Source organism: Clostridium sp. UBA5119 (assembly GCF_002414285.1).
GTDB lineage: Bacteria > Bacillota > Clostridia > Clostridiales > Clostridiaceae > Clostridium_J > Clostridium_J sulfidigenes.
Genome location: NZ_DHYX01000094.1, coordinates 17,043 through 40,180 on the forward strand (window position 1 = coordinate 17,043; position 23,138 = coordinate 40,180).

Genomic DNA, 23,138 nt, shown 5'->3' on the forward strand with positions numbered 1-23,138 from the left:
ATAATATCATTACCCAAATGAATTTTTCTTTAAAACCTATGTACATAATTGTTTTAATATAGAGTATTGAGTAATTCTATCTTTCTAGCTATCATCTCGTCTATTCTACCATTATACTCTTTTACATCCTTAACATTTGCAAATCTCTCTATTCGATTTTCATCTAGGAAAACAACCTTTGAAACTCCATCTGCTCCAAGAGCAATAATAGTTTGCTTTTCCTCTATCATCTGAATATTATATATACATATTTTTTCATCTCTACAGTAGCCTACATTCTCCATATTACCTACCATATTTTTTTGTCTATACATATAATAAGGTTTCATATTTAAATCTAAAGAAAGATTTTTTGTAGCTTCATACATAGCATTTAACTCATGTTGATTAGGAATAGTAAACTGTCCCTTATTAACTAGATTTTCATGTAGTCTAGAGCCTCTTTTAATAGACATACCATGTATAGTTATGCTATCTGGATTTAGTTTAAGTATTTCTTCGCAACTTCTATTTATATGACTTATCTCTTCTCCTGGGAGACCAACTATCATATCCATATTTATATTATCAAAGCCTAGACTTCGTGCTAGATTAAAGCAGTTTTCTACATCCTTACTACTATGATTTCTACCAATGTTTTTTAAAGTATCATCATTCATACTTTGAGGATTTATACTAATCCTATGAACCTTATATTTTTTCATAGATTGAAGTTTTCTTTCTGTTATACTATCTACTCTTCCACATTCTACAGTAAATTCTTTAACACCCTTACCTTCAACAAAGCACTTATATATCTTATTCATTATATCTTCAAATTCTTCATCATTTACAGAAGTAGGAGTACCTCCTCCAAAATAGACACTTTCAATAGTTAAATTCTTTTCTGAAACATATTTACTTATAGCTTTTATTTCCTTGGTAATAGCATTAAGATAGTCTTTAACTAAAGTTGACTTTCCACTTATAGGATTTGAGGTAAAAGAACAATAAACACATCGAGTTGGACAAAAGGGCATACCCACATATATACTTATAGTATCTTTATCTTTGTTAACTAAGCTTTTTTCGTACTTAGCTACATCAATACAAAGTTTTGTCTTTTCCTTGCTAGTTTCATGTCTATCCTTAAATTCTTTTATTACCTCTTCTTCACTATATCCTTTTTCTAAAAGATCTAGTGCTTTTTTAGAAGGCCTTATCCCAACTAAAGTTCCCCATGGAAGAACCTTGCCAGTGATATTTCTAAGATATATGAATAAGGACTTTTTAACTTCCTCTGAAAGCTTATAATTTCTATTGATTTCATAATTAAAGAGTCCTTCGGTTCCTTCAATTATAATACTTCCTGCTTCTTCATCTATATCTATAGATAAATCAAATTCCTCATTTACAAATTCTATATTAATAAAACTATAAAATAGATTTATCATAAGAAATATATCATATCTAAAATTCATATTACTTAGCTTTACTTTTATAGACTTTATATTCTTTGTCATATTTATCAAATCCTTATTTCAAATTACCTTCTTATAACCCAATATACAGTTTAAATTTTTACCTATAGAAATGGGTTTTCCATTCTTTCTTGGCCTATGGTACTACTTGGTCCATGACCTGGGTGAACTGCCACACTATCACTAAGAGGCATTAAATTATTTTTAATACTTGTTATAAGCTCATTATGATCTCCACCAGCTAAATCACTTCTGCCAACAGACCCCTTGAATAGAGTATCTCCAGTAAACACATTTCCATCTACTAAAAGACTTATTCCTCCTGGTGTATGTCCTGGCGTTGCTAAAACTTCCATTTTATAATTACCAAACTTTAATATATCACCATGTTTTAATAAAAGTTCTGCTCCTCCTTCAATAAGTGGTCCATAATACATTATATTATTTAAAATCATATCATTATCTTCTTTAGCCATAGCTACAGTTGCTCCTGTTTCAGCCTTTAATCCATCTACCCCTGTAGTATGATCAAAGTGACCATGAGTTAATATGATATATTTAACCTTAGCCTCTAATTGATTAAGAGCTTTACATACATCATCGATGTCTCCACCCGGGTCTAAAACTACAGCTTCCTTTGTTTCTTCATCAAATAATATATAACAGTTGGCAGCATAAACTCCTGCCATCATTCTTTTTATAATCATAATATCACCTCAAAATGCCATATATTTCTTAAAATTTTAAAAATCCTTCTTACTCTCTAATAAAAGTGTTACTGGTCCATCATTTATAATTTCAACCTTCATATCAGCTCCGAATTCCCCAGTCTTTAGATTAGGGATTTCTTTTTTAAAGGCTTCTACTAGTTCATTATATAATTCTCTAGCAGCATCTCCACCTTGTGCCTTCATAAAATCAGGTCTCTTTCCCTTTCTACAATCACCATATAGAGTAAATTGAGATATTATTAATAGCTCCCCCTCTATATCTTGAAGTGAAAAGTTCATTCTCTCATCTTCATCTTCAAAAATTCTCATTCCAAGAACTTTTCTTACTATATAATCTATATCTTCTTTAGTATCTTCCTTACTTATTCCCACAAGTAAATTAATTCCTTTTCCTATTTCACTAATAACTTTATTATCTACTTCAACCTTTGAAGATTTAACTCTTTGTACAACAGCTCTCATATTAAGCACTCCTTTTTATTGTTTCTTTCTATAGACATCCTTAACATCCTTGATTTTCTTAAGTTTAGTTTGAATATCCTTTAAATGCTCTATACTAGAAATATTTATTTTTAGGCTTACAACTGCTGTATTTTTTTTATTTGTTACAGCACTTATTGATAAAATATTAGCTTTTACAAGCCCTAGTATCTCTATAATATCTGTAAGAAGACCTAATCTATCCTCAGCTATTACTTCTATGTCAGCAATATATTTATCTTTATTTTCTTTTCCCCAAGCTACTTCAACTATTTTGTGACTTTCTTTATCCTGTAAGTTAATTACATTCTTACAGTCACTTCTATGAATGGATACACCCTTGCCTCTTGTAATATATCCAATAATATCATCTCCATATACAGGACTACAACATTTTGCAAATCTTACTTGAATATTAGACATATCCTTAACTGTAACTCCAGAATAAGTATTATTCTTTTGTTTTTTACTTTTTTCCTCATGAATTAGCCTTAATTCATCAAGTTTTAACTGCTTAGAGCTCTCTTTATCATAAGCATCCTTTAGCTTGCTTATCATATTATTAGGGTTTATGTCTCCAATGCCTACACCATGATATAAATCATCCATGTTCTTTAGGTTATATCTTCTAATAATTTTCTCAATAATGTCTTCATTAATTACTTGAGAAAATATACAATTTTGCTTCTTACACTCTTTATCAACTAATTCTTTTCCCTTTGCTATGGTCTCTTCTCTATTTGCCTTTTTAAACCAAAGTTTAATTTTACTCCTTGCTTGATTACTCTTAACTATATTAAGCCAATCTATGCTAGGTCCTTTTGAATTAGTAGCTGTAATTACCTCTACAATTTCCCCTGTTCTGAGCTTATAATCTAGAGGTACTATCTTCCCATTTACCTTACCTCCAACACACTTGTGACCTACTGCAGTATGGATAGCATAGGCAAAGTCTATAGGTGTAGAGTCATTTGGTAAATTTATAACATCACCCTTTGGAGTAAACACAAATACTTCATCTGAAAATAAATCTATCTTAAAGCCTTCCATAAATTCTTCAGCGTCAGAAGTCTCTCCTTGCCATTCTAGCATTTCTCTAAGCCAATATAGCTTTGAATCTAAAGATTTATCCTCATCTTGAACACTTTCTTTATATTTCCAGTGAGCTGCAATACCATATTCAGCAGTTCTGTGCATTTCAAAGGTTCTAATTTGTATTTCAAAGGGTTTTCCGAAAGGCCCTATTACCGTTGAATGAAGTGACTGATACATATTGGGTTTAGGCATAGCAATATAGTCCTTAAATCTACCCGGTATAGGCTTATACATAGTATGTACTATTCCCAATGCAGCATAGCAATTTCCAATATCGTCTACTAATATCCTCACTGCTGTAAGATCAAATATTTGATCTATGGTTTTACTACTTTTTATCATTTTTCTATAAATACTATAGAAGTGCTTTGGTCTACCTTCTATTTCTGCTGTAATTCCACCCATATTAAGATTTAATTTAAGTTGTGATATTATATGACTTATTTGCTCTTCTCTTTCATTTCTCTTATCTGAAATCAGCTTTACTAAGTCATAGTATTCTGTAGGATTTAAGTATCTTAATGCTAAATCCTCTAGCTCCCACTTTATTTTTGATATACCTAACCTATGAGCTAACGGCGCATATATATCTATAGTTTCCTTAGCCTTTTCCTTTTGTTTATTCTCTGGCATGTATTTTAACGTTCTCAAGTTATGTAATCTATCCGCCAATTTTATAAGTATTACTCTTATATCTTTAGCCATAGCAAGAAGCATTTTTCTAACATTATCTGCTTGTTGTTCCTCTTTTGACTTATATTTTATTTTACCTAGCTTAGATACCCCTTCTACTAAATCTGCCACTTCTATAGAAAAGATGTTACAAACATCTTCATATGTATATTCTGTATCTTCAATTACATCATGTAAAAGTCCTGCCACTATGGTAGAGGTATCAAGTCCTAGTTCAGCCAAAATACAAGCTACTTCTAAAGGATGAATAATATAAGGCTCTCCTGACTCTCTTTTTTGTTCTTTATGGGCATTTACAGAAAATTCATAGGCCTTATTTACAAAATTGATATCTACATTGTGACAATTACTATTAATTTTTTCTATCAATTTATCAATCATTGTAATACACTCCTAAAATTAAAGGCTGGTTAATGAACCAGCCACCTATTTAAACTCAGTAATAATTATATACTATAACCCAAATTATTGCAATTTATGTTCAATTTTAAAATGGATAGTCTATAACAGACATAATATCATATTGTGCTATTTTTTCTCTACCTTTAAGTTCTGTTAGCTCTATTAGAAAGTCTATGGCTACAACTTCTCCACCTGATTCCTCAACAAGTTTTGCAACAGCAGCTACGGTTCCTCCTGTAGCAAGTAAATCATCTACAATTGCTGCTCTCTGACCCTTTTTAATAGCATCTTTATGAATTTCTAATGCATCACTTCCATATTCTAAATCATAGGAAGTTTTTATAGTTTCATAGGGTAACTTACCTGGTTTTCTAACTGGTACAAAACCAGCTCCTAAAGCATAAGCTACTGGTACTCCAAATAAAAAACCTCTAGCCTCTGGTCCTATTACTATATCAATTTTTTTATCCTTCAAATGATTAGCAATAACATCTATTGACTCTCTTAATGCCTCTCTGTCTTGAAGTAAAGTAGTTACATCTTTAAAACTTATACCTTTTTTCGGAAAATCTTCTATTATTCTAACTTTATCCTTTAAATTCATTTTCTACTCCTCCTAAAGCCTTTACCCAAACACATCTTTACCATAATTAAATTATATATTAACCTTGATATTTAATGCAATACTTTAAAAAATATGTATATTTAAATGCTTATATATATTATTCTATTCTAAACTCATCATAACCTCTTTATATAAGTATTTTGATATTTGCTTTGCTCTATAACTATCATTAGTAGTAAAAAGTTCAACAATTATTCTTGCATTATCTAGCTTATTCTTGGAAATCATCTTTGGTAAGAGCTTTATAATACCTTCATCATAAAACTTCATTATACCACCATAATTCCGCTCATGTTCTCTTATCAACGCCCTAACCCCATAGTTATTAGTTTGTTTTAATTTTTTGCAACCTTCTTCTACAAAGTATTTATTCTCTTCTTCTATTTCTATCTCTGTTGTAATTATACCCATCATTACTAAATCTAAATACTTTTGTGTGCAACTTATCTTATAATAAGAAGCTATAACTTCTATGAATTTATATATAAGGGAACAAGCTGTAAAATCCTTAAAAGGATAATTACAATTTGTTTGATAGGTATTTATTGTTATACAATTATTATCCTCTACTATGTGATTATGATAATCCGTTACAATTATATCTATATTGTTTTCCTTACAAAGTTGTATTTCTGCTTTAGATTTAACTCCACAACCAACTGTTATAATTAAATTTGCTCCAAGACATAATAAATTATTCTCTACATCTTCTTTACTTAAATTTCTATCATTTCTATATACACTGGGTATATAATACTCTACATCACTATTTACATATCGTAATACTAACATAAGAAGAGATATGGCACATACGCTATCAAAGTCATGATAGCCATATATAACTATCTTTTCTCTCTCATTGATAGCTTTCACAATTCTGTTTAATGCAATTTTCATATTTCCTAATAGAAACGGATCATTATCTTTCCTATTCATACTATACTCCATATGCGCTCCTCCAAATTAGTTCCATGAGTAGTTTTTTGATCCCTTATATTTTCTTCATATATTTCAGTGATCACATTCTCTTTGAACAAAAAACTTCTAACTCCATATTACTTGTACATATTATGGAGTTTAAGAAATCTATTTATAGAAAACAAATATATTATAATTTAAAACTGACAATTTTACAAACAAATTATTATAAAAATGGCGAAAAACATGATAAAATGTTTTTCGCCATGAACTTTATTTATATTATGCTACTACCTTAGCTTTCTTTTTTTGCTTTGCATTTTTAATTATTACCCATAGTGGTGAAGCTATAAATATTGAAGAATACGCTCCACAGGCAATTCCCACTATAAGTGGAAGTGAAAACTCTCTTATGGATGGAACTAGAATATAAACTGCCACTATAGTTATAAGTGTTGTTAAGGATGTATTTATACTTCTAGTCATAGTTTCTTTTATACTCATATTAGCAACTTCTAATTGATCCATCCTTCTGTTCCTCTTAACATTTTCTCTTATTCTATCAAAGATAACAATAGTATCATTAATAGAATATCCTACTATAGTCAAAATAGCTGCTATAAATGGTGAATTGGCTTGAATTCCAAATATAGCATAGAAAGAAAGTGTAATTAATACATCATGAAGTAAAGCTATAATAGATGCTGCTGCATAGCTAAATTCAAATCTAGCAGTGATATATATAAGCATAGCTATAGAAGCAACTCCTAAAGCTAACAGCGCCTTCTTCTTTAATTCATTTCCAACAGTAGCTCCTATACTTTCCTTGCCAATAAGTGCACTATCTTCTAATGAATACTTTTCTTTTATTTCATCAATAAGAGCATTAGTCTTTTCTTCATTTAATACCCCTTCTTGAACAATAATTTGTATCTCTTTTCCTTCATTAGCTAATTTGGTAGAGTATTTATCTTTAGCATACTTATCAATAATAGCATTTACATCAGCCTTATTGAATTCTTTATTCATATCTAAAGTAATTAATGTACCACCTTTGAAATCTATACCATAATTTAAACCTTTAGTTGCTATAAATCCAACTCCAATAGCAATTATAATTATTGATATAGCAAACCATATTTTAGTCTTCTCTATTATTTTTAAGCTACTAAACTCATGTTTTTTACCTTCTCTCACACCAAAATATGAAGGCTTATTTATCCACCCAGCATTTACAGCACTGTTAAGTAAGAACTTAGTAACAAAGAGAGCGGTAAAAATACTTATAAGTATACCTACAAGTAGTGTTACTGCAAACCCTTTTACAGAACCTGAACCTAGAAAATATAACACTAACGCTGCTATAATTGTAGTTATGTTAGAGTCTAAAATTGATGATAATGCTCTATTATATCCTGCTTCTACAGAAGTCTTAATAGATTTTCCTAACCGTAATTCTTCCTTAGTTCTTTCAAAAATGAGAACATTAGCATCCACAGCCATACCAATGGTAAGTATCAATCCAGCTATACCAGCTAGGGTTAATACTACTCCAAATTGTGAAAATACAATAAGTACTAAGCTTACATATAAAACAATAGCCACAGAAGCAATTAATCCTGGAACCCTGTAGTATGCGACCATAAATAGTATTATGCAAGCTATACCAATCATGGCTGCCTTTTTACTAAGTGATAATGCTTCAGCTCCAATAGTTGGTCCTACGGTTTTAACTGAAATAGCTTCTATTTTTACTGGAAGAGCTCCTGAAGTTATGATACTAGCAATAGAATTTGCCTCTTCTAGAGAGCTCATACCTTCAATAATTGCCTTTCCATCACTAATAACAGCATTAACTGTTGGATTAGTTAAAATTTCACCATCCATTTTTATAGCTATACTTTTATTTAAGAAAGTCTTAGTTGCTTCCGCAAATTTTGCAGTTCCATCTTCATTTAATTCAAGATTAACAATATACTTATTATCTTGAGATATATATGCTCCTGCTTCTTTAACCTCTTTACCAGTTAAAATCACTTTTCCATCTGGATCTTCAAAGGTTAGTTCACCGGTTTTACCAATGGTATCTAAAACCTTGTCTGTATCAAACTCTCCCGGTATTTCTATTCTAATTCTATTTTCGCCTTCTTGAGTTATAGGAATTTCGCTTACTCCATCTTTATTTATTCTCATAGAAATAAGCTCTATAGTTCTATCTATAACAGCTTGATCTACCTTCTCCTCCTTTATCTCCATTAAAAGAGAGGTTCCTCCTACTAAATCAAGTCCTTTATCAATACTACTTCCAAAGGTCTTGATTCTATAATTACCTAAATTCACACCATAAAGACCAGCGTATGCAAAAAGACCTATTAATATTATTGCTATGATAACTACAATTCCACTTTTTCTATTTTTCCTCCTCATGGTTATCCCCTTCCTGTTATTTAATTGTATTTTTCTAATTGTCTATTTATTATTTATTTTACAGGTATTGTATGAATAAAATCAAGTATATATAATTTAATTTTGTGTATATTCCTCATTTTTTATCAAAACAAGGATAGAATTTTAAATTCTATCCTTTAAAACTCAATTATTTATTCATTGTTTTGGCTTTTAAAGCAATAGCACACTCTATTCTCTTCTTTTGCATTTTACAACCTAATTCATATGGCACATGAACATCACCATTAAAGTTAAAGTTGTTAGCTTGACATCCCCCACTACAGTAGAATCTTGCCCAGCAGTTTTTACATGTAGGTTTATTATATATATGAGCATCCTTAAGATTTTGAACTATAGAAAAGTCCTTAACCCCTTCATATATATCTCCCATAAGAAAGTCTTTATTCCCTACAAATTGATGACAAGGATATATTTCTCCATCAGGAGTAACTGCTACATACTCATGTCCAGCTCCACATCCTGAAATTCTCTTATAGATGCATGGACCTCCTTGTAAATCTATATTGAAGTGATAGAATTTAAAGGATTTTCCTACTTCATAGTTTTCAACCATATATTCATATAATTTATCATATTGTTCAAAAATTGTAGGAAGGTCCTCTTCTCTTAATGAAAGTTCATGGTCATCAGGAAGTACTACTGGTTCAATAGATACTTCATCAAAGCCTAGCTCTACCATATGCTTTACATCTTCAAAGAAATCTGTATTTTCTCTTGTAAAAGTACCCCTTACATAATAAGTCTTAGACTTATCTCTTATATCTACCATTTTCTTTATTTTAGGTAATATGGATTCATAGGTACCAGTTCCATCAAATCGTATTCTTACTTTATCATTGACTTCTTTTCTTCCATCTATACTTAAGATTATATTTCCCATGTTTTTATCAAGGTAGTCCATTATTTCATCATTTAAAAGAGTGGAGTTCGTAGTCATAGTAAATCTAATATTTTTATTGTGAAGTTTTTCTTGTTCTCTACCATAATCTACTATTTCCTTTATGATATCAAAGGCCATAAGTGGCTCTCCACCAAATAAGTCAATTTCTATATTTTTTCTTTTCCCTGAGTTTTTTATAACAAAATCTATAGCGTCTTTACCTGTTTGTGCGCTCATGGTTTTTCTACAACCCTTATATTCTCCTTCATCGGCAAAACAATATTTGCACTTCAAATTACAATCATGAATTATATTAAGACAAAGGGCTTTAATAGCTACCTCTGCTTGTCCACTCATCATTGCTATATTTTCATATAAATCTTTAGAATAAAGCATTTCTTCATGAACTAAAGATTGTAATTCCTCATATACCTCATCAATTTCTTCACTGGAGTATCTATCCTTATATATTTCTTTTAACTCGTCTTTATTCTTAAGTTTATCTGAGTCTAACATGTCATATACAATCTCATCTACTTCATGAACTGCACCTGAATTTACATCTATAATATAAAAATCATTGCCTTGTCTAAATTTATGAATTAATTCCATTATTTTTCCTCCTAACTAAACACAAAGCAGTAACTTTTTGTTACTGCCTTTAAAATGATTAGTTTTCACACTCTAAATTAGCTACTGTACAAGAAGTTTTGCAAGCTGATTGACATGAGTTAGCACACTCTTTACAACCTGGTTTTTTTAAACTTTCTTTAATGTTAGATTTGTTAATAGTTTTTATATGTTTCATTTTTATTCCTCCTAAAATTGATAATATCTATAGATTCACTCCTAGCATTCCTGACAATGATCCTGCTGCTAATGCTAAGATTAATCTAACTACGTCTTTTCCTCCTAATGCTAAGTCATTTCCAAAGCATAAGGATACTATATAAAGTATTAACATATAAAATACTGCTACTAGCAACCCCACAAGCCATCCTTTACTTCCCATTTTTAATGTAGCATATATAGCTCCATATACAACACTAGCCAATGTAGCTATAACTAAAAATACCGATGTGACTGTGTCACTAAATGGGAAATATGAAGTAACTAATGAATATACTAAAACGCAAATTACTGTTAAAATTGATGCTCTGAGCACCCCTACTCCTATAGCGGAATAATTAAGCTTTTTATACATACCCAAAACCCCCTTATATTAATTAATATGTTTATATAAGGGGCTTTATGATGATTATGCCTTTATTTCTTCTGGTTCATTAGCTGATTTTGAAACTGAAGCAATACCTAGTTTGCTCATTTTTATTCTAGCTCTATCTGGACCACTCTCTAAAATAATATATTCTTCTTGAATATTTATTATTCTTCCCATGATTCCACCTTTAGTCATAATCTCATCATTTATAGCTAAAGAATTCAACATATCATTGTATTGTTTCTTTCTTTTCTTTTCTGGCATGAAAATCATGAAGTAAAACAACACAAGTACAAGTACCATTGGAAGAAACGCCATTAAGTTTTGCATAATATCTCTCCTTTCACTAGTTATGTATATATTAAAAAAATAGATACCTAATTATTTTTTTCCCCACTCTGAAAGTCTTTGATTTTTAAATTCTTCAAAGTAATCCCCATCAATTGCATTTCTTATATCTTCCATTAATTTATTATAGAAATACAAGTTATGAAGCACACAAAGTCTCATTGCCAACATTTCCTTGGCTTTAAATAAGTGCCTTATGTATCCTCTTGTATAATGCCTACAAGTCGGACAGTCGCATCCTTCATCTATAGGATTTTTATCTAACTCAAACTTAGCATTCATGATGTTTATTTTACCATACTTAGTAAACACATGTCCATGCCTTCCATTTCTAGCTGGTAATACACAATCAAAGAAGTCTACACCTCTTGAAACCGCCTCTAATATATTTTCTGGAGTACCTACTCCCATAAGATAAATTGGTTTATCCTCTGGAAGATATGGAACTACCGCATCAATAATTCTATACATGTCCTCATGACTTTCACCAACAGCCAATCCTCCAATTGCATATCCATCTAGGTCTAGTTTTCTAATGGTCTTAGCATGTTCTATTCTAATATCCTCGTAAACTCCACCTTGATTTATACCAAATAGCATTTGCTTTTTATTTATAGTATTAGGATCTGCATTTAATCTATCCATCTCTACTTTACATCTTTCAAGCCATCTAGTAGTTCTTGCTACAGATTTTTCTACATATTCTCTTGAAGATGGATTTGGAATACACTCATCAAAGGCCATCGCAATAGTTGAAGCTAGATTACTTTGAATTTGCATACTTTCTTCAGGTCCCATAAATATTTTTCTACCATCTATATGAGAGCTAAAGTATACACCCTCTTCTTTAATTTTTCTCATACTTGCTAATGAGAACACTTGGAATCCACCTGAATCTGTAAGAATGGGTCTATCCCAATTCATGAATTCATGAAGTCCTCCCATTTTTTTAACTACTTCATCTCCAGGTCTTAAATGAAGATGATATGTATTTGACAATTCTACCTGACACCCAATTTCCTTTAAATCCATGGATGATACTGCTCCTTTTATTGCAGCCNNGCAGCCAACGTTCCAACATTCATGAACACAGGGGTCTGTATTGTACCATGAGGAGTAACAAATTCCCCACGTCTAACTTTTCCACTTTTTTTAAGTAATTTATACACCTATTCATCGTCCTTCCTATTCATGGATAAACATAGCATCACCAAAACTAAAGAATCTATATTTGTTTTCTACTGCAATTTTATAAGCATTCATCACTATTTCCCTAGTTGAAAAAGCACTTATAAGCATAATTAAAGTAGATTCCGGCAAATGAAAATTAGTTATTATGGCATCTACTATTTTAAATTTATACCCTGGATATATGAATATACTAGTATATCCTGATTGTTCTTTAACTTGACCTTCTTCATTAGCTATACTTTCAAGGGTTCTATTTGATGTAGTTCCCACAGCTATAACTCTTTTCCCACTTTTTTTAGCATTATTTATTATTCCAGCGTTTTCCTTATCTAAAATATAATACTCAGAATGCATTTCATGATCTTGAACATCTTCCGCTTTTACTGGTCTAAAGGTTCCAAGTCCCACATGTAAAGTTACAAAAGCTATATCAATCCCCTTTTTCTTTATAGCTTGTAGTAGCTCATCTGTAAAGTGTAGTCCAGCGGTAGGTGCTGCTGCAGAACCTACTTCCTTTGAGTAAACAGTTTGATATCTTTCTCTATCTTCCAGTTTTTCTTCTATATATGGTGGCAACGGCATTTCACCAAGTCTATCTAATACTTCTTCAAATATACCATCATAGTAAAACTTTACTTTTCTATTTCCATTGTCTAGAACGTCTACTACCTCAGCTTTTAGTTCTCCATTTCCAAATACAAATTTAGCTCCAACTTTTCCTCTTTTGCCAGGCTTAACTAAGGTTTCCCATATATCATCTTCATGCCTATTTAAAAGCAAAAACTCCATTTTACCCCCGGAGCCTTCCTTAGCTCCATAAAGTCTAGCTGGCATAACTCTTGTATCATTTAATACAAGACAATCTCCTGGATTTAAATACTCTATAATATCTTTAAACACTTTATGTTCTACTTCACCACTTTTTTTATTTAGAACCATAAGCCTTGATTCATCTCTTTTTTCTAAAGGATGCTGGGCTATTAATTCCTTTGGTAAATCAAAATAAAAATCCTTTACTTTCAAAGTCTATACACTTCCCTATTCTATCTATATGTTTATTTCTATAATATATGATCTGGAATAATCCTTCCTAAATGTTCATAGGCTTTCTTTGCCGCCATTCTACCTCTTGGAGTTCTTACAATAAACCCTTTTTGTATTAGGTATGGTTCATATACATCCTCAATGGTACTGACTTCTTCACCTATAAAATAAGCTAGAGTTTCAACTCCAACGGGCCCCCCATTAAAGTTATCCACTATGGCTTCTAATATCTTATTATCTAATCTATCAAAGCCTTCTCTATCCACTTCTAAAAGTTCAGCTGCTTGCTCCACCATGTTACTATCAATTACATTTATACCTTTAACCATAGAGTAATCTCTAACTCTTTTTAGTAACCTATTAGCTATCCTTGGTGTCCCTCTAGATCTCATTCCTAGACTAAAAGCACCTTCCCTATCAATTTCAACTCCTAATATTTCAGAAGACCTTAAAACAATTTCTTTAAGCTCGTCATCATTATAATATTCCATTGAACATAGTACTCCAAATCTATCTCTTAAAGGTGCAGTCAATAGGCCTACCCTTGTAGTTGCTCCTATGAGGGTAAATTTAGGTAAATCTAGTCTTATAGATTTTGCTGATGCTCCCTTACCAATAACAATATCTAAAGCAAAATCTTCCATTGCTGGATATAAAATTTCTTCTACAGACCTATTCAATCTATGAATTTCATCTATGAATAATACATCGTTAGTATTTAGATTAGTTAACAATGCTGCTAAATCTCCTGCTCTCTCTATAGCAGGCCCAGATGTAATTTTCAAATTTCCACCCATTTCCTTTGCTACTATGTTAGCTAATGTAGTTTTACCAAGACCTGGTGGTCCATATAATAATAAATGGTCTAAGGGTTCTTTTCTCATCTTTGCAGCTTTTAAAAATATATCCAACTTATTTTTAACTTTTTCTTGTCCTATATATTCCTTAAGGCGCTGAGGTCTTAAGGAATATTCTACTTCTATATCTTCTTCAATAATATTAGATGTAATAACTCTATCTTCCATAATCCCCCTCCTTAACTATAAAACCCTTAATAAGGTTTTTATCCCATTAAAATCTTCAAACATTCCTTTATAATATCTTCAACACTCTTACTTCTATTAGCTTTTTCTATTGCTTTTTCTGCCTCTTTATCCGAGTATCCAAGAGCTATAAGTGCCCCCACTGCTTCTGATAGTTTTTTATTATCTATGTCAATATCACTAATAGTAGTTCCCTTAGGCATGGCATCTCCTACAGTTACCTTATCCTTAAGCTCTAATATTATCCTTTGAGCAGTTTTCTTACCAATGCCTGGTGCCTTAGTTATTAATTTATCATCATCGGTAATTATAGCATACTTTAATGTAGAAACATTGGCAATAGACATGAGTGATAGTGCTGCCTTAGGTCCTACACCATTAATGGAAATAAGAAGATTAAACATGGATATTTCATCTTTAGTTAAAAAACCATAAAGTCCAATAAAATCTTCTCTTACAATTTGATGAGTATAAATCTTTATTTGTTGATCTATAGCTGGCATATTAGAAATTGTACTACCTGATGTGAAAATTTTATATCCAATATTACCACATTCTATAACTATATATTCCTTTTCTATAGACTTAAAAATTCCTTTTATATATTCATACATGCTTTGTCACCTATCTTTTTATTTAACCATTTGTTAATTCTTTATTATTTTGTAGTCATCATCTGCAAATTTAAACCTATATCTATTATATACCTATATGTATTGATATTAAACTTCATTAATTAATTATATTCCCTTACAATTGTAAGTATATTATACTTTGTAACTATATTATACTTTACCATCTACAATGTAACAATTCAATAAAAACTATTTTAAACTTATTTTAAATTGAATTTATATCATTCCTACAATTTCTCATGGAAAAGGAGTGTTTCAAAATTCCTTTCGAAACACTCCTTTTCTGATACTATGTGCTACAAAGAGCCTGAGCATATTCCATAGCCTCTTGTATATTNNTGGAAAACTGATAATCTTTATGTCCTTCGTAGAATGTCCTCAAAAGATTACCCCTGTTCTCTATGTCGTTAATTTTTAAATACGACTGTCCACTATCATCTTTAGGATTCAATATCTTCTCTTCTACTACTTTTATTGTTCTATCAGAATCCTTATTATAAATAACAATATTTTCATCCTTTATTCCTATAAAATAAGAACCTTCTTTATAGGAATATCCTTCTATGTCCTTTACAAATATGATATCTTCTTTTGTGAATTTTTCTACCTTGTATCCAAAACTAGAAAATATCTTTTCAGCCTGCTCCTGATTAAGACCAATCAAATTATCTTTTTCTACATTTATAGTTTTATCTAATTTATCATTAATCTTGACCTTACCTAAAGAGTTTTTATAGTTTAACATGAACTCTATATTACTTTTATCTGAAATTAATACATCATTCATATTTAAAAAGCTTGCTTGAGTTGCTTCACCTAAAATTCCAGCTCCTCCATCTTTTGAACTTCTTAAGAAGGCTATACTTACAGTATAGCTAAGTAAAAAAACTATTATACCTACAGAGGCTATAAAAATATATAATCCTTTATTTTTTTTATATCTTTCAATCATACAATCCCTCCTACTAGGAATTGTATCCAGCTTTGATATGTTTATACACTATTGCTTACAAAAATTTATAAACTATATATCTCCACTCCTCTTCCATTAAAGAGTATATGGAATTAACCTAAAAATATACACAGTTATTTAAATTCATGCCATAGATATTTAAATTCATGTCACAGTTATTTAATTTCATGTCACAATTATTTAATTATATATCACACTTGTTTATTTACATATCACATTGTTCAACTTCTATTGAAAAATTTTTACAACTTTCACAGATGATAATGGATACTATATAACTTTCATCAATTTTTTTCATTCTCTCTAATTGGGAATAAGTAGTATTTTCAAATTCATTACTTATATTACTAATTATATATTTTCCTTCTTTAGTAAAAATATAAAAATGATACTCTAAAAATCTATAATGTTTTTTATCTATAGCTTCACTATTTCCACATGCTTCACAGTTATCAGCATAATATTCATAGTCAAATTCTACTTTTTCTTTACCTTCTTCTAAAATTTCTAATACTTTTTCTATGGTAAAATCTTGTATTTCCTCCGCTTCAATATAAGAAAGGTTATCTTCTGATAAAATAAACTCTTCATCCGTATGTTTAAATTTAAAATTATTCATATTATTTCTCCTCAATTCTTCAATTTGTTCCAAAATATCATACTATTATTATATATTATTTGAAACTATTTAAACAGTTTTATTCATAATATAAAGCCTGTTATATTTTTAGTCCATAGAACTCATTAATGAAAATCTGATTTTTTTAAATTTGCATCTTGCTTTTTTAACACTAATTTCTCCTGTCAGCATATTCTATTAATAAATTAGGATAAGTTAGTAGGAGGCTACAAATGATTGAATTAACCCCAATACACTATATATATTTAATTTTTATTATATTAATTTTAATAGCAATGATAAAAAAATTAGACTGTTCCCTTATTTGCATTGTTGGAGTAGTATTAATTGCATTAATTAGCACTAAATCTATTCCTTCATCTCTAATTAGCATTTTTAATAGTTTTATCTACTCAATTACGGAACTACTGCCAACAATACTTATAATATCTATAATTGCTGGATTAAGTAAAGCATTATCCTATACTGGTATAAGTAAAGTTATGATAGAACCCTTTAGTAAGTTTATTAAAAATGATTTTATAGCCTTTTGGGGTATAGGTATAATAATGATGATTATTTCTTATTTCTTTTGGCCATCTCCAGCCGTTGCATTAGTTGGAGCTGTATTAGTTCCTGTGGCTATCAAATCTGGTCTCCCTGCCATAGGTGCTGCCATAGCTATGAATCTTTTCGGTCATGGTATTGCATTGTCTACAGACTTTGTAATTCAAGCTGCTCCAAAGTTAACTGCTGATGCTGCTGGTATTCCTGTATCTGCAGTAGTTAAAGCTAGTGTTCCTCTTATACTTATTATGGGAATTGTCACTACTGTTACAGCCTTTATCATGTTAAAGAAAGATATGAAAAATGGAACCCTTGAAAATCTCACCTACACTGAATATTCAGAAGAGTTCGAGTCTACAGATGAATCTCTTTTAAGCAAAGGCTGGAAATCCTTTTTTGCAATATTAATTCCTCTTCTCTTTGCTATTGATGTATTTTTAATGGTTTCTTTAAACTTAAAAGGTGGAGATGCTACAGCACTAATCGGTGGTACAACCTTAATTATACTCATATTGGTATCTGTAAAAGCCTATAAAAAAGCTTCTCTTGATAAAATCACTAGACATCTGGTAGAAGGCCTCCAATTTGGCTTTAAAGTTTTTGGAATAGTAGTTCCAATTGCTGCCTTTTTCTATGTAGGTGGTGATGGATTTATATCTATTATAGGTAACTATTTACCTACGGGCTCCTTAGGTATAGTAAACGACTTGGGATTTGCCCTTTCTAAGGCAGTTCCACTAAATAATTTTTTAAGTGCTTTCGGTGTAACCACTGTAGGTGCAATCACTGGACTAGATGGTTCTGGATTTTCCGGTATAGCTCTAGCTGGTTCCACTGCAAATCTATTTGGAACAGCCACTGGTGGAAATGTGGCTACTTTAACCGCTCTTGGACAACTAGGTGCTATTTGGGTAGGTGGAGGCACATTAATACCTTGGGCCATCATCCCCGTTTCTGCTATATGTAAAGTATCACCTTTTGAGCTTGCAAAGCGCAACTTTAAACCAGTAGTTTTAGGTTTAATTGTTACTACCATAATAGCTCTATTCTTCTTATAATATTTAATTCAACTAAACTTCATAGAGCGGTTTTATTCTCACCTAAGTTTAGTTGACTTTAAATTTTTTATATTACAACACAATATCTATAATTAAAATAAGTTATTCTTTTAAAATATATAAATTTTTTTAATTTTCATTGACACATTTGGAACTATATCGTATTATGTGAATATAGTGATATGGAGGTATATAAAACATGACTGAGAATGACACATTTTTAACTAACCCAAAACTTTTTGAAGAAAAAGCAAATATTTTAAAGGCATTAGCCCACCCCGTAAGACTATGCATTGTTAAAGGTCTCATTGAAACTGGTGGAAGCAATGTTACCAATATGCAAAATTGCTTAGATATGCCTCAATCAACTATATCGCAACACATTGGAAAGCTAAAAGCTTTTGGCATTATAGACTGGCAGCGTAACGGTCTTGAAATTATATATAGTGTTAGTGATGAGAATATAAAAAAGTTAATAGAAGTATTATTTTAACTATTAAGAAGTCAAAATTCTTTAGACTTCTTTTTTATAAATATTTTGCATCGTATTATTATGATATATAAATATTAAGATTTAATTGTTCCTAAGTATTGTAAAGGTTATATTGTTTATACTATTTATATTGTTTAATATTGAAAGGAGATTTTATTATGAGTAAAAAAGTTATTATCGTTGGTGGAGTTGCTGGCGGGGCTTCTACTGCTGCACGTTTAAAAAGACTAGATGAATCTTTAGAAATAATTATGTTTGAAAAAGGGGAGTATATTTCTTTTGCAAATTGCGGACTTCCTTATTATATAGGTGAAACTATAAAGGAAAGAGATAATCTTCTAGTGCAAACAGTAGAAGGCATGAGTTCTAGATTTAACATTGACATAAGAAACTTTAGTGAAGTTATTAAAATTGATAATGATGCTAAAAAAGTTATTGTAAAAAATCATAGTTCTTCTCAAGTTTATGAAGAAAGTTATGATGTATTAGTTTTATCACCGGGTGCTAGTCCAATAACTCCCCCTATTCCTGGCCTTAAAGAAGCAACCAATTTATTTACTCTTAGAAATATACCAGATACAGATAAGATTAAAGCCTTTGTTGATAATAACTCTCCAAAGGAAGCTGTAATTGTTGGTGGTGGCTTTATAGGTCTTGAAATGGCTGAAAACCTTAAGGAAAGAGGAGTTTCTGTAACTCTTGTAGAGATGGCAGATCAAGTAATGGCTCCTCTTGATTACGAAATGGCAGCAATAGTTCATGAACATCTACTTCAAAATGGAGTTAATTTAATTCTTAAAGATGGGGTTAAATCCTTTGAAAACTGTGGTAAAAAAGTAGTTTTAAATAGCGGTAAAGAAATTGTAACAGACATGATTGTTTTATCAATAGGAGTTTCTCCTGAAAGTAAAATTGCCATAGATGCTGGTCTGGAAGTTAACAATAGAAAAGCAATTGTTGTAAATAAAGAAATGAAAACTTCTGATGAAAACATCTACGCTCTTGGTGATGCTGTAGAAGTAATTGATTATATAAATGGTAATCCAACTATGATTCCACTTGCATGGCCAGCTAATAGACAAGGGCATGTTGTAGCTGATAATATCTGTGGTAAAAAAGCTGAATATAATGGTACTTTAGGTTCTTCTGTAGCAAAGGTATTTTCACTAACTATTGCAACTACAGGTAATAATGAAAAAACTTTAAAAAGACTTAACTTAGAGTATAAAGCAATCCATTTACATCCAAATTCCCATGCTGGTTACTATCCCGGTGCCTTCCCTATCTCTCTTAAGGTTTTATTTAATCCAAAGGACGGAAAAATATTAGGAGCACAGGGTGTAGGTTTAGATGGAGTAGAAAAGCGTATTGATGTTATAGCTACTGCTATAAAAGGAAATCTAAAAATAATGGACTTACCAGAACTTGAATTATGCTATGCTCCACCATATTCTTCTGCAAAAGACCCTGTTAATATGGCTGGATATATAGGAACTAATATAATGGATAATTTGGTTTCTATAGTTCAATGGGATGAAGTTGATAATTTAATAGCTAACAATGAATTTATTCTAGATGTAAGAGAAGAGATGGAGTTTGAAATTGGTCATATAGAAACCGCTTTAAATATTCCTCTAAATACTCTTAGAAATAACTTAAATAAGATACCAAAGGATAAAACAATCTATGTTTATTGTCAAGTAGGTCTTCGTGGATATATCGGATGTAGAATACTTTCTCAATATGGATTTAATTGTGTGAACTTAGATGGTGGTTATAAAACTTATGCTACCGTTAAATCTTCTTTAAATGCTAAAAATACTCAATCTAACTTAAATAATAATACTGAAGACTGTACTTGTGAAACTGATGCTTCTCCTAATATAGAAGATTCTAGTAAAGTTACTGTAAGTCTTGATGCTTGTGGACTTCAATGTCCAGGTCCTATTAGAAGAGTTTTTGAGGAAATGGGCAAAATGAAGGATGGAGATATCTTAGAAGTTAAAGCCTCTGATCCAGGTTTCCAAAAGGACATCAATAGTTGGTGTAGTAAAACAAGAAATACTCTTGTAAAAGGTGAATTTGATAAAAAAGAAAAAGCCTTTGTAGCATTAATTAAAAAAGGTACCTCTCAAGATTTAGCAAGTAGCTCATCACCTGTTAGTTGTGATATTTCTAAGAAAGATGGTGCAACCCTTGTAGTCTTCAGTGGTGACCTTGATAAAGCTATAGCTTCCTTTATCATAGCTACTGGTGCAGCATCCATGGGAAAACCAGTTACCATGTTCTTTACCTTCTGGGGACTTAATATCTTAAAAAGAAAAGATAAGCCTTCTGTTAAAAAGGATACTATGGAAAAAATGTTTGATATGATGCTTCCTAGTAGCACTGGAAAGCTTCCATTATCTAAAATGAATATGGCTGGTATGGGTCCTGCTATGATTAAAAACATTATGGCTAAAAATAATGTAGATGACCTAGATACTTTAATTGATAACGCCCTTAAAATGGGAGTTAAAATCATTGCTTGTGCTATGTCCATGGATTTAATGGGTATTAAACATGAAGAATTAATTCCTGAAGTTGAGGTTGGTGGAGTTGCAACGTATTTAGCTTCCACAGAAGATGCTGGACTTAACTTATTTATATAATGAATGTGTTCACATATTTATCTCCCCATAGTTAAATTTTTATATTCCTATTTAAATAAAGGATTATCTCAACAATAAAATGTACCCTAAGTCAAGGACATTTTATAAAAAGACCCTAAGATAAAAGATGATTTCTGTATTGAACAGGAGTCATCTTTTTTAAGTTCCATTGGCATCTATACTTATTATGATAATCTATATAATCCTCAATTTCACATAATACATCTTCAAAGGTTTCACAATTTTTTAGATTTGTTTCATCTTTTAAGTGCCCGAAAAATGACTCCTGCGGAGCGTTGTCCCAACAATTTCCACGTCTAGACATTGATTGTCCTATATTATTTTGCTTTAATTTTGATTGGAATATTGGACTAGTATAATGAGCACCTTGATCAGAGTGAATAAATACATCCTTACGGAGTAAATGCTTGTTAGATTTCACCAAATTATCAATTGTTTCTGTAACAATATCAATTTTTAAACTTTTAGAAATGTTATATGCTAAAGCTTCATTTGTAGAAGAATCTAAAATGGTTGACAAATAAGCCTTTTGACCATTCTTATAAAATAAATAAGTTATATCTGTTAACAACACCTTACCAGGTATTTGTTGCTTAAATTCTCTATTTAATAAGTTTGGTAAGACTGTATGTTCCTTTGTAGCCTTCATCATTCTTCTATATGGATTTGCTTTTCTATAAGGGCAAACAATATTATATTTTTTCATTATTCTTTTGATACGTTTCAGATTATAGTTAATGTTAAACTCATTTTTAAGAGTCATTTTAATTTGTCTAGCACCTTTTTTACGATTCTTAAAATTAAATGCAGCTAATATATTTTTATAACTCTCTAAATCATTTTCTTCTTGAGCATTACGCGTAGCGATAGAATTAGAACAGTAATAATTATAATAGCCAGAACGTGATACACTAGCAGATTTACATAAATAACTTAACATATTTTTCAAATTAAACTTTTGAATAACAGAACTGATAAGAATAAATTTTTCTTGCGTTAGCAATCTTACTTCTTTGTACTCATCCTCCTTTCTAGTATATCTAACTTTTTTAGCAATTCATTTTCAGCTTGTAGAAGTTTTACCTTTGCTTGAAGTTTTTCGTACTTTTCTTCTATGGACAATTCTTTTTCAGTTGGTCTACCATTATTTAATTTACGTGTATCTTGAAGTCTTGTGGCTCCGCCATCTTTATACATTTTACGCCATCTATTACCAGCAGCCTTAACTCTTTTCATTCCTAAAATCTCTATATCAAAACCACATTCTTCGAATATTTGTCTTGGTAGCTTACCAGAAATATTTTCAGCAATAAAATGTCTTTTAAATTCATCAGTATATGTAATTGATTTTGATGAAATAGTGTGTACATATTTGTTTTGAGATAAGTTCTTAATTTGATATTCAGTGAAAAATTTGTTGCTCATATAATCACTCCTAAAGCTATATATTAATTTTATTATACATAAAAATACCCTATATAATAGACTTTTTTTAAAGTGTCTACTATATAGGGTACATTTTA

The 23,138-nt window shown here is 30.6% G+C and carries 19 protein-coding genes and 1 pseudogene; 3 read left to right on the forward strand and 17 right to left on the reverse strand.

Annotated features, from left to right (window positions below):
- Nucleotides 1-53 precede the first annotated feature (53 nt).
- From B2671_RS14325 to B2671_RS14400, 16 genes and pseudogenes are all read right to left on the reverse strand, one after another.
- Complete coding sequence (locus B2671_RS14325) at nt 54-1,502, reverse strand: coproporphyrinogen III oxidase (RefSeq protein WP_346871009.1); 1,449 nt, start codon at nt 1,500-1,502, stop codon at nt 54-56.
- A 62-nt stretch (nt 1,503-1,564) separates the two neighbouring features.
- On the reverse strand, nt 1,565-2,167 hold the full coding sequence (locus B2671_RS14330) for an MBL fold metallo-hydrolase (protein ID WP_346871010.1): 603 nt from the start codon (nt 2,165-2,167) through the stop codon (nt 1,565-1,567).
- 36 nt (nt 2,168-2,203) lie between these two features.
- Entirely contained in the window at nt 2,204-2,653 is a 450-nt protein-coding gene (gene dtd, locus B2671_RS14335; protein WP_346871011.1) for a D-aminoacyl-tRNA deacylase, read from the reverse strand.
- 15 nt (nt 2,654-2,668) lie between these two features.
- Nucleotides 2,669-4,840 (reverse strand): bifunctional (p)ppGpp synthetase/guanosine-3',5'-bis(diphosphate) 3'-pyrophosphohydrolase, encoded by a 2,172-nt coding sequence (locus B2671_RS14340; protein ID WP_346871012.1) that lies wholly within the window; start codon nt 4,838-4,840, stop codon nt 2,669-2,671.
- A 106-nt stretch (nt 4,841-4,946) separates the two neighbouring features.
- Nucleotides 4,947-5,465, reverse strand: a complete 519-nt coding sequence (locus B2671_RS14345) for an adenine phosphoribosyltransferase (RefSeq protein WP_346871013.1) — start codon at nt 5,463-5,465, stop codon at nt 4,947-4,949.
- A gap of 123 nt (nt 5,466-5,588) precedes the next feature.
- Complete coding sequence (locus tag B2671_RS14350; RefSeq protein ID WP_346871014.1) at nt 5,589-6,434, reverse strand: DHH family phosphoesterase; 846 nt, start codon at nt 6,432-6,434, stop codon at nt 5,589-5,591.
- A 252-nt stretch (nt 6,435-6,686) separates the two neighbouring features.
- Nucleotides 6,687-8,831 carry a protein translocase subunit SecD gene (gene secD, locus B2671_RS14355; protein ID WP_346871015.1) on the reverse strand — a complete coding sequence of 715 codons (2,145 nt, stop codon included), beginning with the start codon at nt 8,829-8,831 and terminating at the stop codon, nt 6,687-6,689.
- Nucleotides 8,832-9,000: 169 nt separating this feature from the next.
- Nucleotides 9,001-10,365 carry a thioether cross-link-forming SCIFF peptide maturase gene (scfB, locus tag B2671_RS14360; protein ID WP_346871016.1) on the reverse strand — a complete coding sequence of 455 codons (1,365 nt, stop codon included), beginning with the start codon at nt 10,363-10,365 and terminating at the stop codon, nt 9,001-9,003.
- A gap of 58 nt (nt 10,366-10,423) precedes the next feature.
- Complete coding sequence (scfA, locus tag B2671_RS14365) at nt 10,424-10,561, reverse strand: six-cysteine ranthipeptide SCIFF (RefSeq protein ID WP_035134469.1); 138 nt, start codon at nt 10,559-10,561, stop codon at nt 10,424-10,426.
- A gap of 27 nt (nt 10,562-10,588) precedes the next feature.
- Complete coding sequence (locus B2671_RS14370) at nt 10,589-10,957, reverse strand: TIGR04086 family membrane protein (protein ID WP_346871017.1); 369 nt, start codon at nt 10,955-10,957, stop codon at nt 10,589-10,591.
- A 54-nt stretch (nt 10,958-11,011) separates the two neighbouring features.
- Nucleotides 11,012-11,302 carry a preprotein translocase subunit YajC gene (gene yajC, locus B2671_RS14375; protein ID WP_035134465.1) on the reverse strand — a complete coding sequence of 97 codons (291 nt, stop codon included), beginning with the start codon at nt 11,300-11,302 and terminating at the stop codon, nt 11,012-11,014.
- 51 nt (nt 11,303-11,353) lie between these two features.
- Nucleotides 11,354-12,489: pseudogene (tgt, locus tag B2671_RS14380) on the reverse strand (tRNA guanosine(34) transglycosylase Tgt).
- A gap of 16 nt (nt 12,490-12,505) precedes the next feature.
- On the reverse strand, nt 12,506-13,534 hold the full coding sequence (gene queA, locus B2671_RS14385) for a tRNA preQ1(34) S-adenosylmethionine ribosyltransferase-isomerase QueA (protein WP_346871018.1): 1,029 nt from the start codon (nt 13,532-13,534) through the stop codon (nt 12,506-12,508).
- Nucleotides 13,535-13,572: 38 nt separating this feature from the next.
- Nucleotides 13,573-14,580 (reverse strand): Holliday junction branch migration DNA helicase RuvB, encoded by a 1,008-nt coding sequence (gene ruvB, locus B2671_RS14390; protein WP_346871019.1) that lies wholly within the window; start codon nt 14,578-14,580, stop codon nt 13,573-13,575.
- 38 nt (nt 14,581-14,618) lie between these two features.
- Complete coding sequence (gene ruvA, locus B2671_RS14395; RefSeq protein WP_346871020.1) at nt 14,619-15,212, reverse strand: Holliday junction branch migration protein RuvA; 594 nt, start codon at nt 15,210-15,212, stop codon at nt 14,619-14,621.
- 1,199 nt (nt 15,213-16,411) lie between these two features.
- On the reverse strand, nt 16,412-16,825 hold the full coding sequence (locus B2671_RS14400; RefSeq protein WP_346871021.1) for a DUF3785 family protein: 414 nt from the start codon (nt 16,823-16,825) through the stop codon (nt 16,412-16,414).
- A gap of 233 nt (nt 16,826-17,058) precedes the next feature.
- Between B2671_RS14400 and B2671_RS14405 the strand changes: the two genes are divergently transcribed.
- From B2671_RS14405 to B2671_RS14415, 3 genes are all read left to right on the forward strand, one after another.
- Nucleotides 17,059-18,450, forward strand: a complete 1,392-nt coding sequence (locus B2671_RS14405; protein ID WP_346871022.1) for a hypothetical protein — start codon at nt 17,059-17,061, stop codon at nt 18,448-18,450.
- 199 nt (nt 18,451-18,649) lie between these two features.
- Nucleotides 18,650-18,943, forward strand: coding sequence for a metalloregulator ArsR/SmtB family transcription factor (locus B2671_RS14410; protein ID WP_150843918.1), 294 nt, complete (start codon nt 18,650-18,652; stop codon nt 18,941-18,943).
- A gap of 158 nt (nt 18,944-19,101) precedes the next feature.
- The gene (locus B2671_RS14415) at nt 19,102-21,594 is read left to right on the forward strand and encodes a CoA-disulfide reductase (protein ID WP_346871023.1); all 2,493 of its coding nucleotides are present in this window, start codon (nt 19,102-19,104) and stop codon (nt 21,592-21,594) included.
- 115 nt (nt 21,595-21,709) lie between these two features.
- Here the strand turns inward: B2671_RS14415 and B2671_RS14420 are convergent.
- A protein-coding gene (locus B2671_RS14420; RefSeq protein WP_346871024.1) for an IS3 family transposase occupies nt 21,710-23,040 on the reverse strand; the annotation gives its coding sequence in 2 pieces (ribosomal slippage) (nt 21,710-22,668 and nt 22,668-23,040; 1,332 coding nt in all).
- Between the last annotated feature and the right edge of the window lie 98 nt (nt 23,041-23,138).

Bases quoted from the DNA above. Each gene is read 5' to 3' on its own strand.
- B2671_RS14325 (WP_346871009.1), bottom strand. From the start codon at position 1,502: ATGACAAAGAATATAAAGTCTATAAAAGTAAAGCTAAGTAATATGAAT.
- B2671_RS14330 (WP_346871010.1), bottom strand. From the start codon at position 2,167: ATGATTATAAAAAGAATGATGGCAGGAGTTTATGCTGCCAACTGTTAT.
- dtd (WP_346871011.1), bottom strand. From the start codon at position 2,653: ATGAGAGCTGTTGTACAAAGAGTTAAATCTTCAAAGGTTGAAGTAGAT.
- B2671_RS14340 (WP_346871012.1), bottom strand. From the start codon at position 4,840: ATGATTGATAAATTGATAGAAAAAATTAATAGTAATTGTCACAATGTA.
- B2671_RS14345 (WP_346871013.1), bottom strand. From the start codon at position 5,465: ATGAATTTAAAGGATAAAGTTAGAATAATAGAAGATTTTCCGAAAAAA.
- B2671_RS14350 (WP_346871014.1), bottom strand. From the start codon at position 6,434: ATGGAGTATAGTATGAATAGGAAAGATAATGATCCGTTTCTATTAGGA.
- secD (WP_346871015.1), bottom strand. From the start codon at position 8,831: ATGAGGAGGAAAAATAGAAAAAGTGGAATTGTAGTTATCATAGCAATA.
- scfB (WP_346871016.1), bottom strand. From the start codon at position 10,365: ATGGAATTAATTCATAAATTTAGACAAGGCAATGATTTTTATATTATA.
- scfA (WP_035134469.1), bottom strand. From the start codon at position 10,561: ATGAAACATATAAAAACTATTAACAAATCTAACATTAAAGAAAGTTTA.
- B2671_RS14370 (WP_346871017.1), bottom strand. From the start codon at position 10,957: ATGTATAAAAAGCTTAATTATTCCGCTATAGGAGTAGGGGTGCTCAGA.
- yajC (WP_035134465.1), bottom strand. From the start codon at position 11,302: ATGCAAAACTTAATGGCGTTTCTTCCAATGGTACTTGTACTTGTGTTG.
- ruvB (WP_346871019.1), bottom strand. From the start codon at position 14,580: ATGGAAGATAGAGTTATTACATCTAATATTATTGAAGAAGATATAGAA.
- ruvA (WP_346871020.1), bottom strand. From the start codon at position 15,212: ATGTATGAATATATAAAAGGAATTTTTAAGTCTATAGAAAAGGAATAT.
- B2671_RS14400 (WP_346871021.1), bottom strand. From the start codon at position 16,825: ATGAATAATTTTAAATTTAAACATACGGATGAAGAGTTTATTTTATCA.
- B2671_RS14405 (WP_346871022.1), top strand. From the start codon at position 17,059: ATGATTGAATTAACCCCAATACACTATATATATTTAATTTTTATTATA.
- B2671_RS14410 (WP_150843918.1), top strand. From the start codon at position 18,650: ATGACTGAGAATGACACATTTTTAACTAACCCAAAACTTTTTGAAGAA.
- B2671_RS14415 (WP_346871023.1), top strand. From the start codon at position 19,102: ATGAGTAAAAAAGTTATTATCGTTGGTGGAGTTGCTGGCGGGGCTTCT.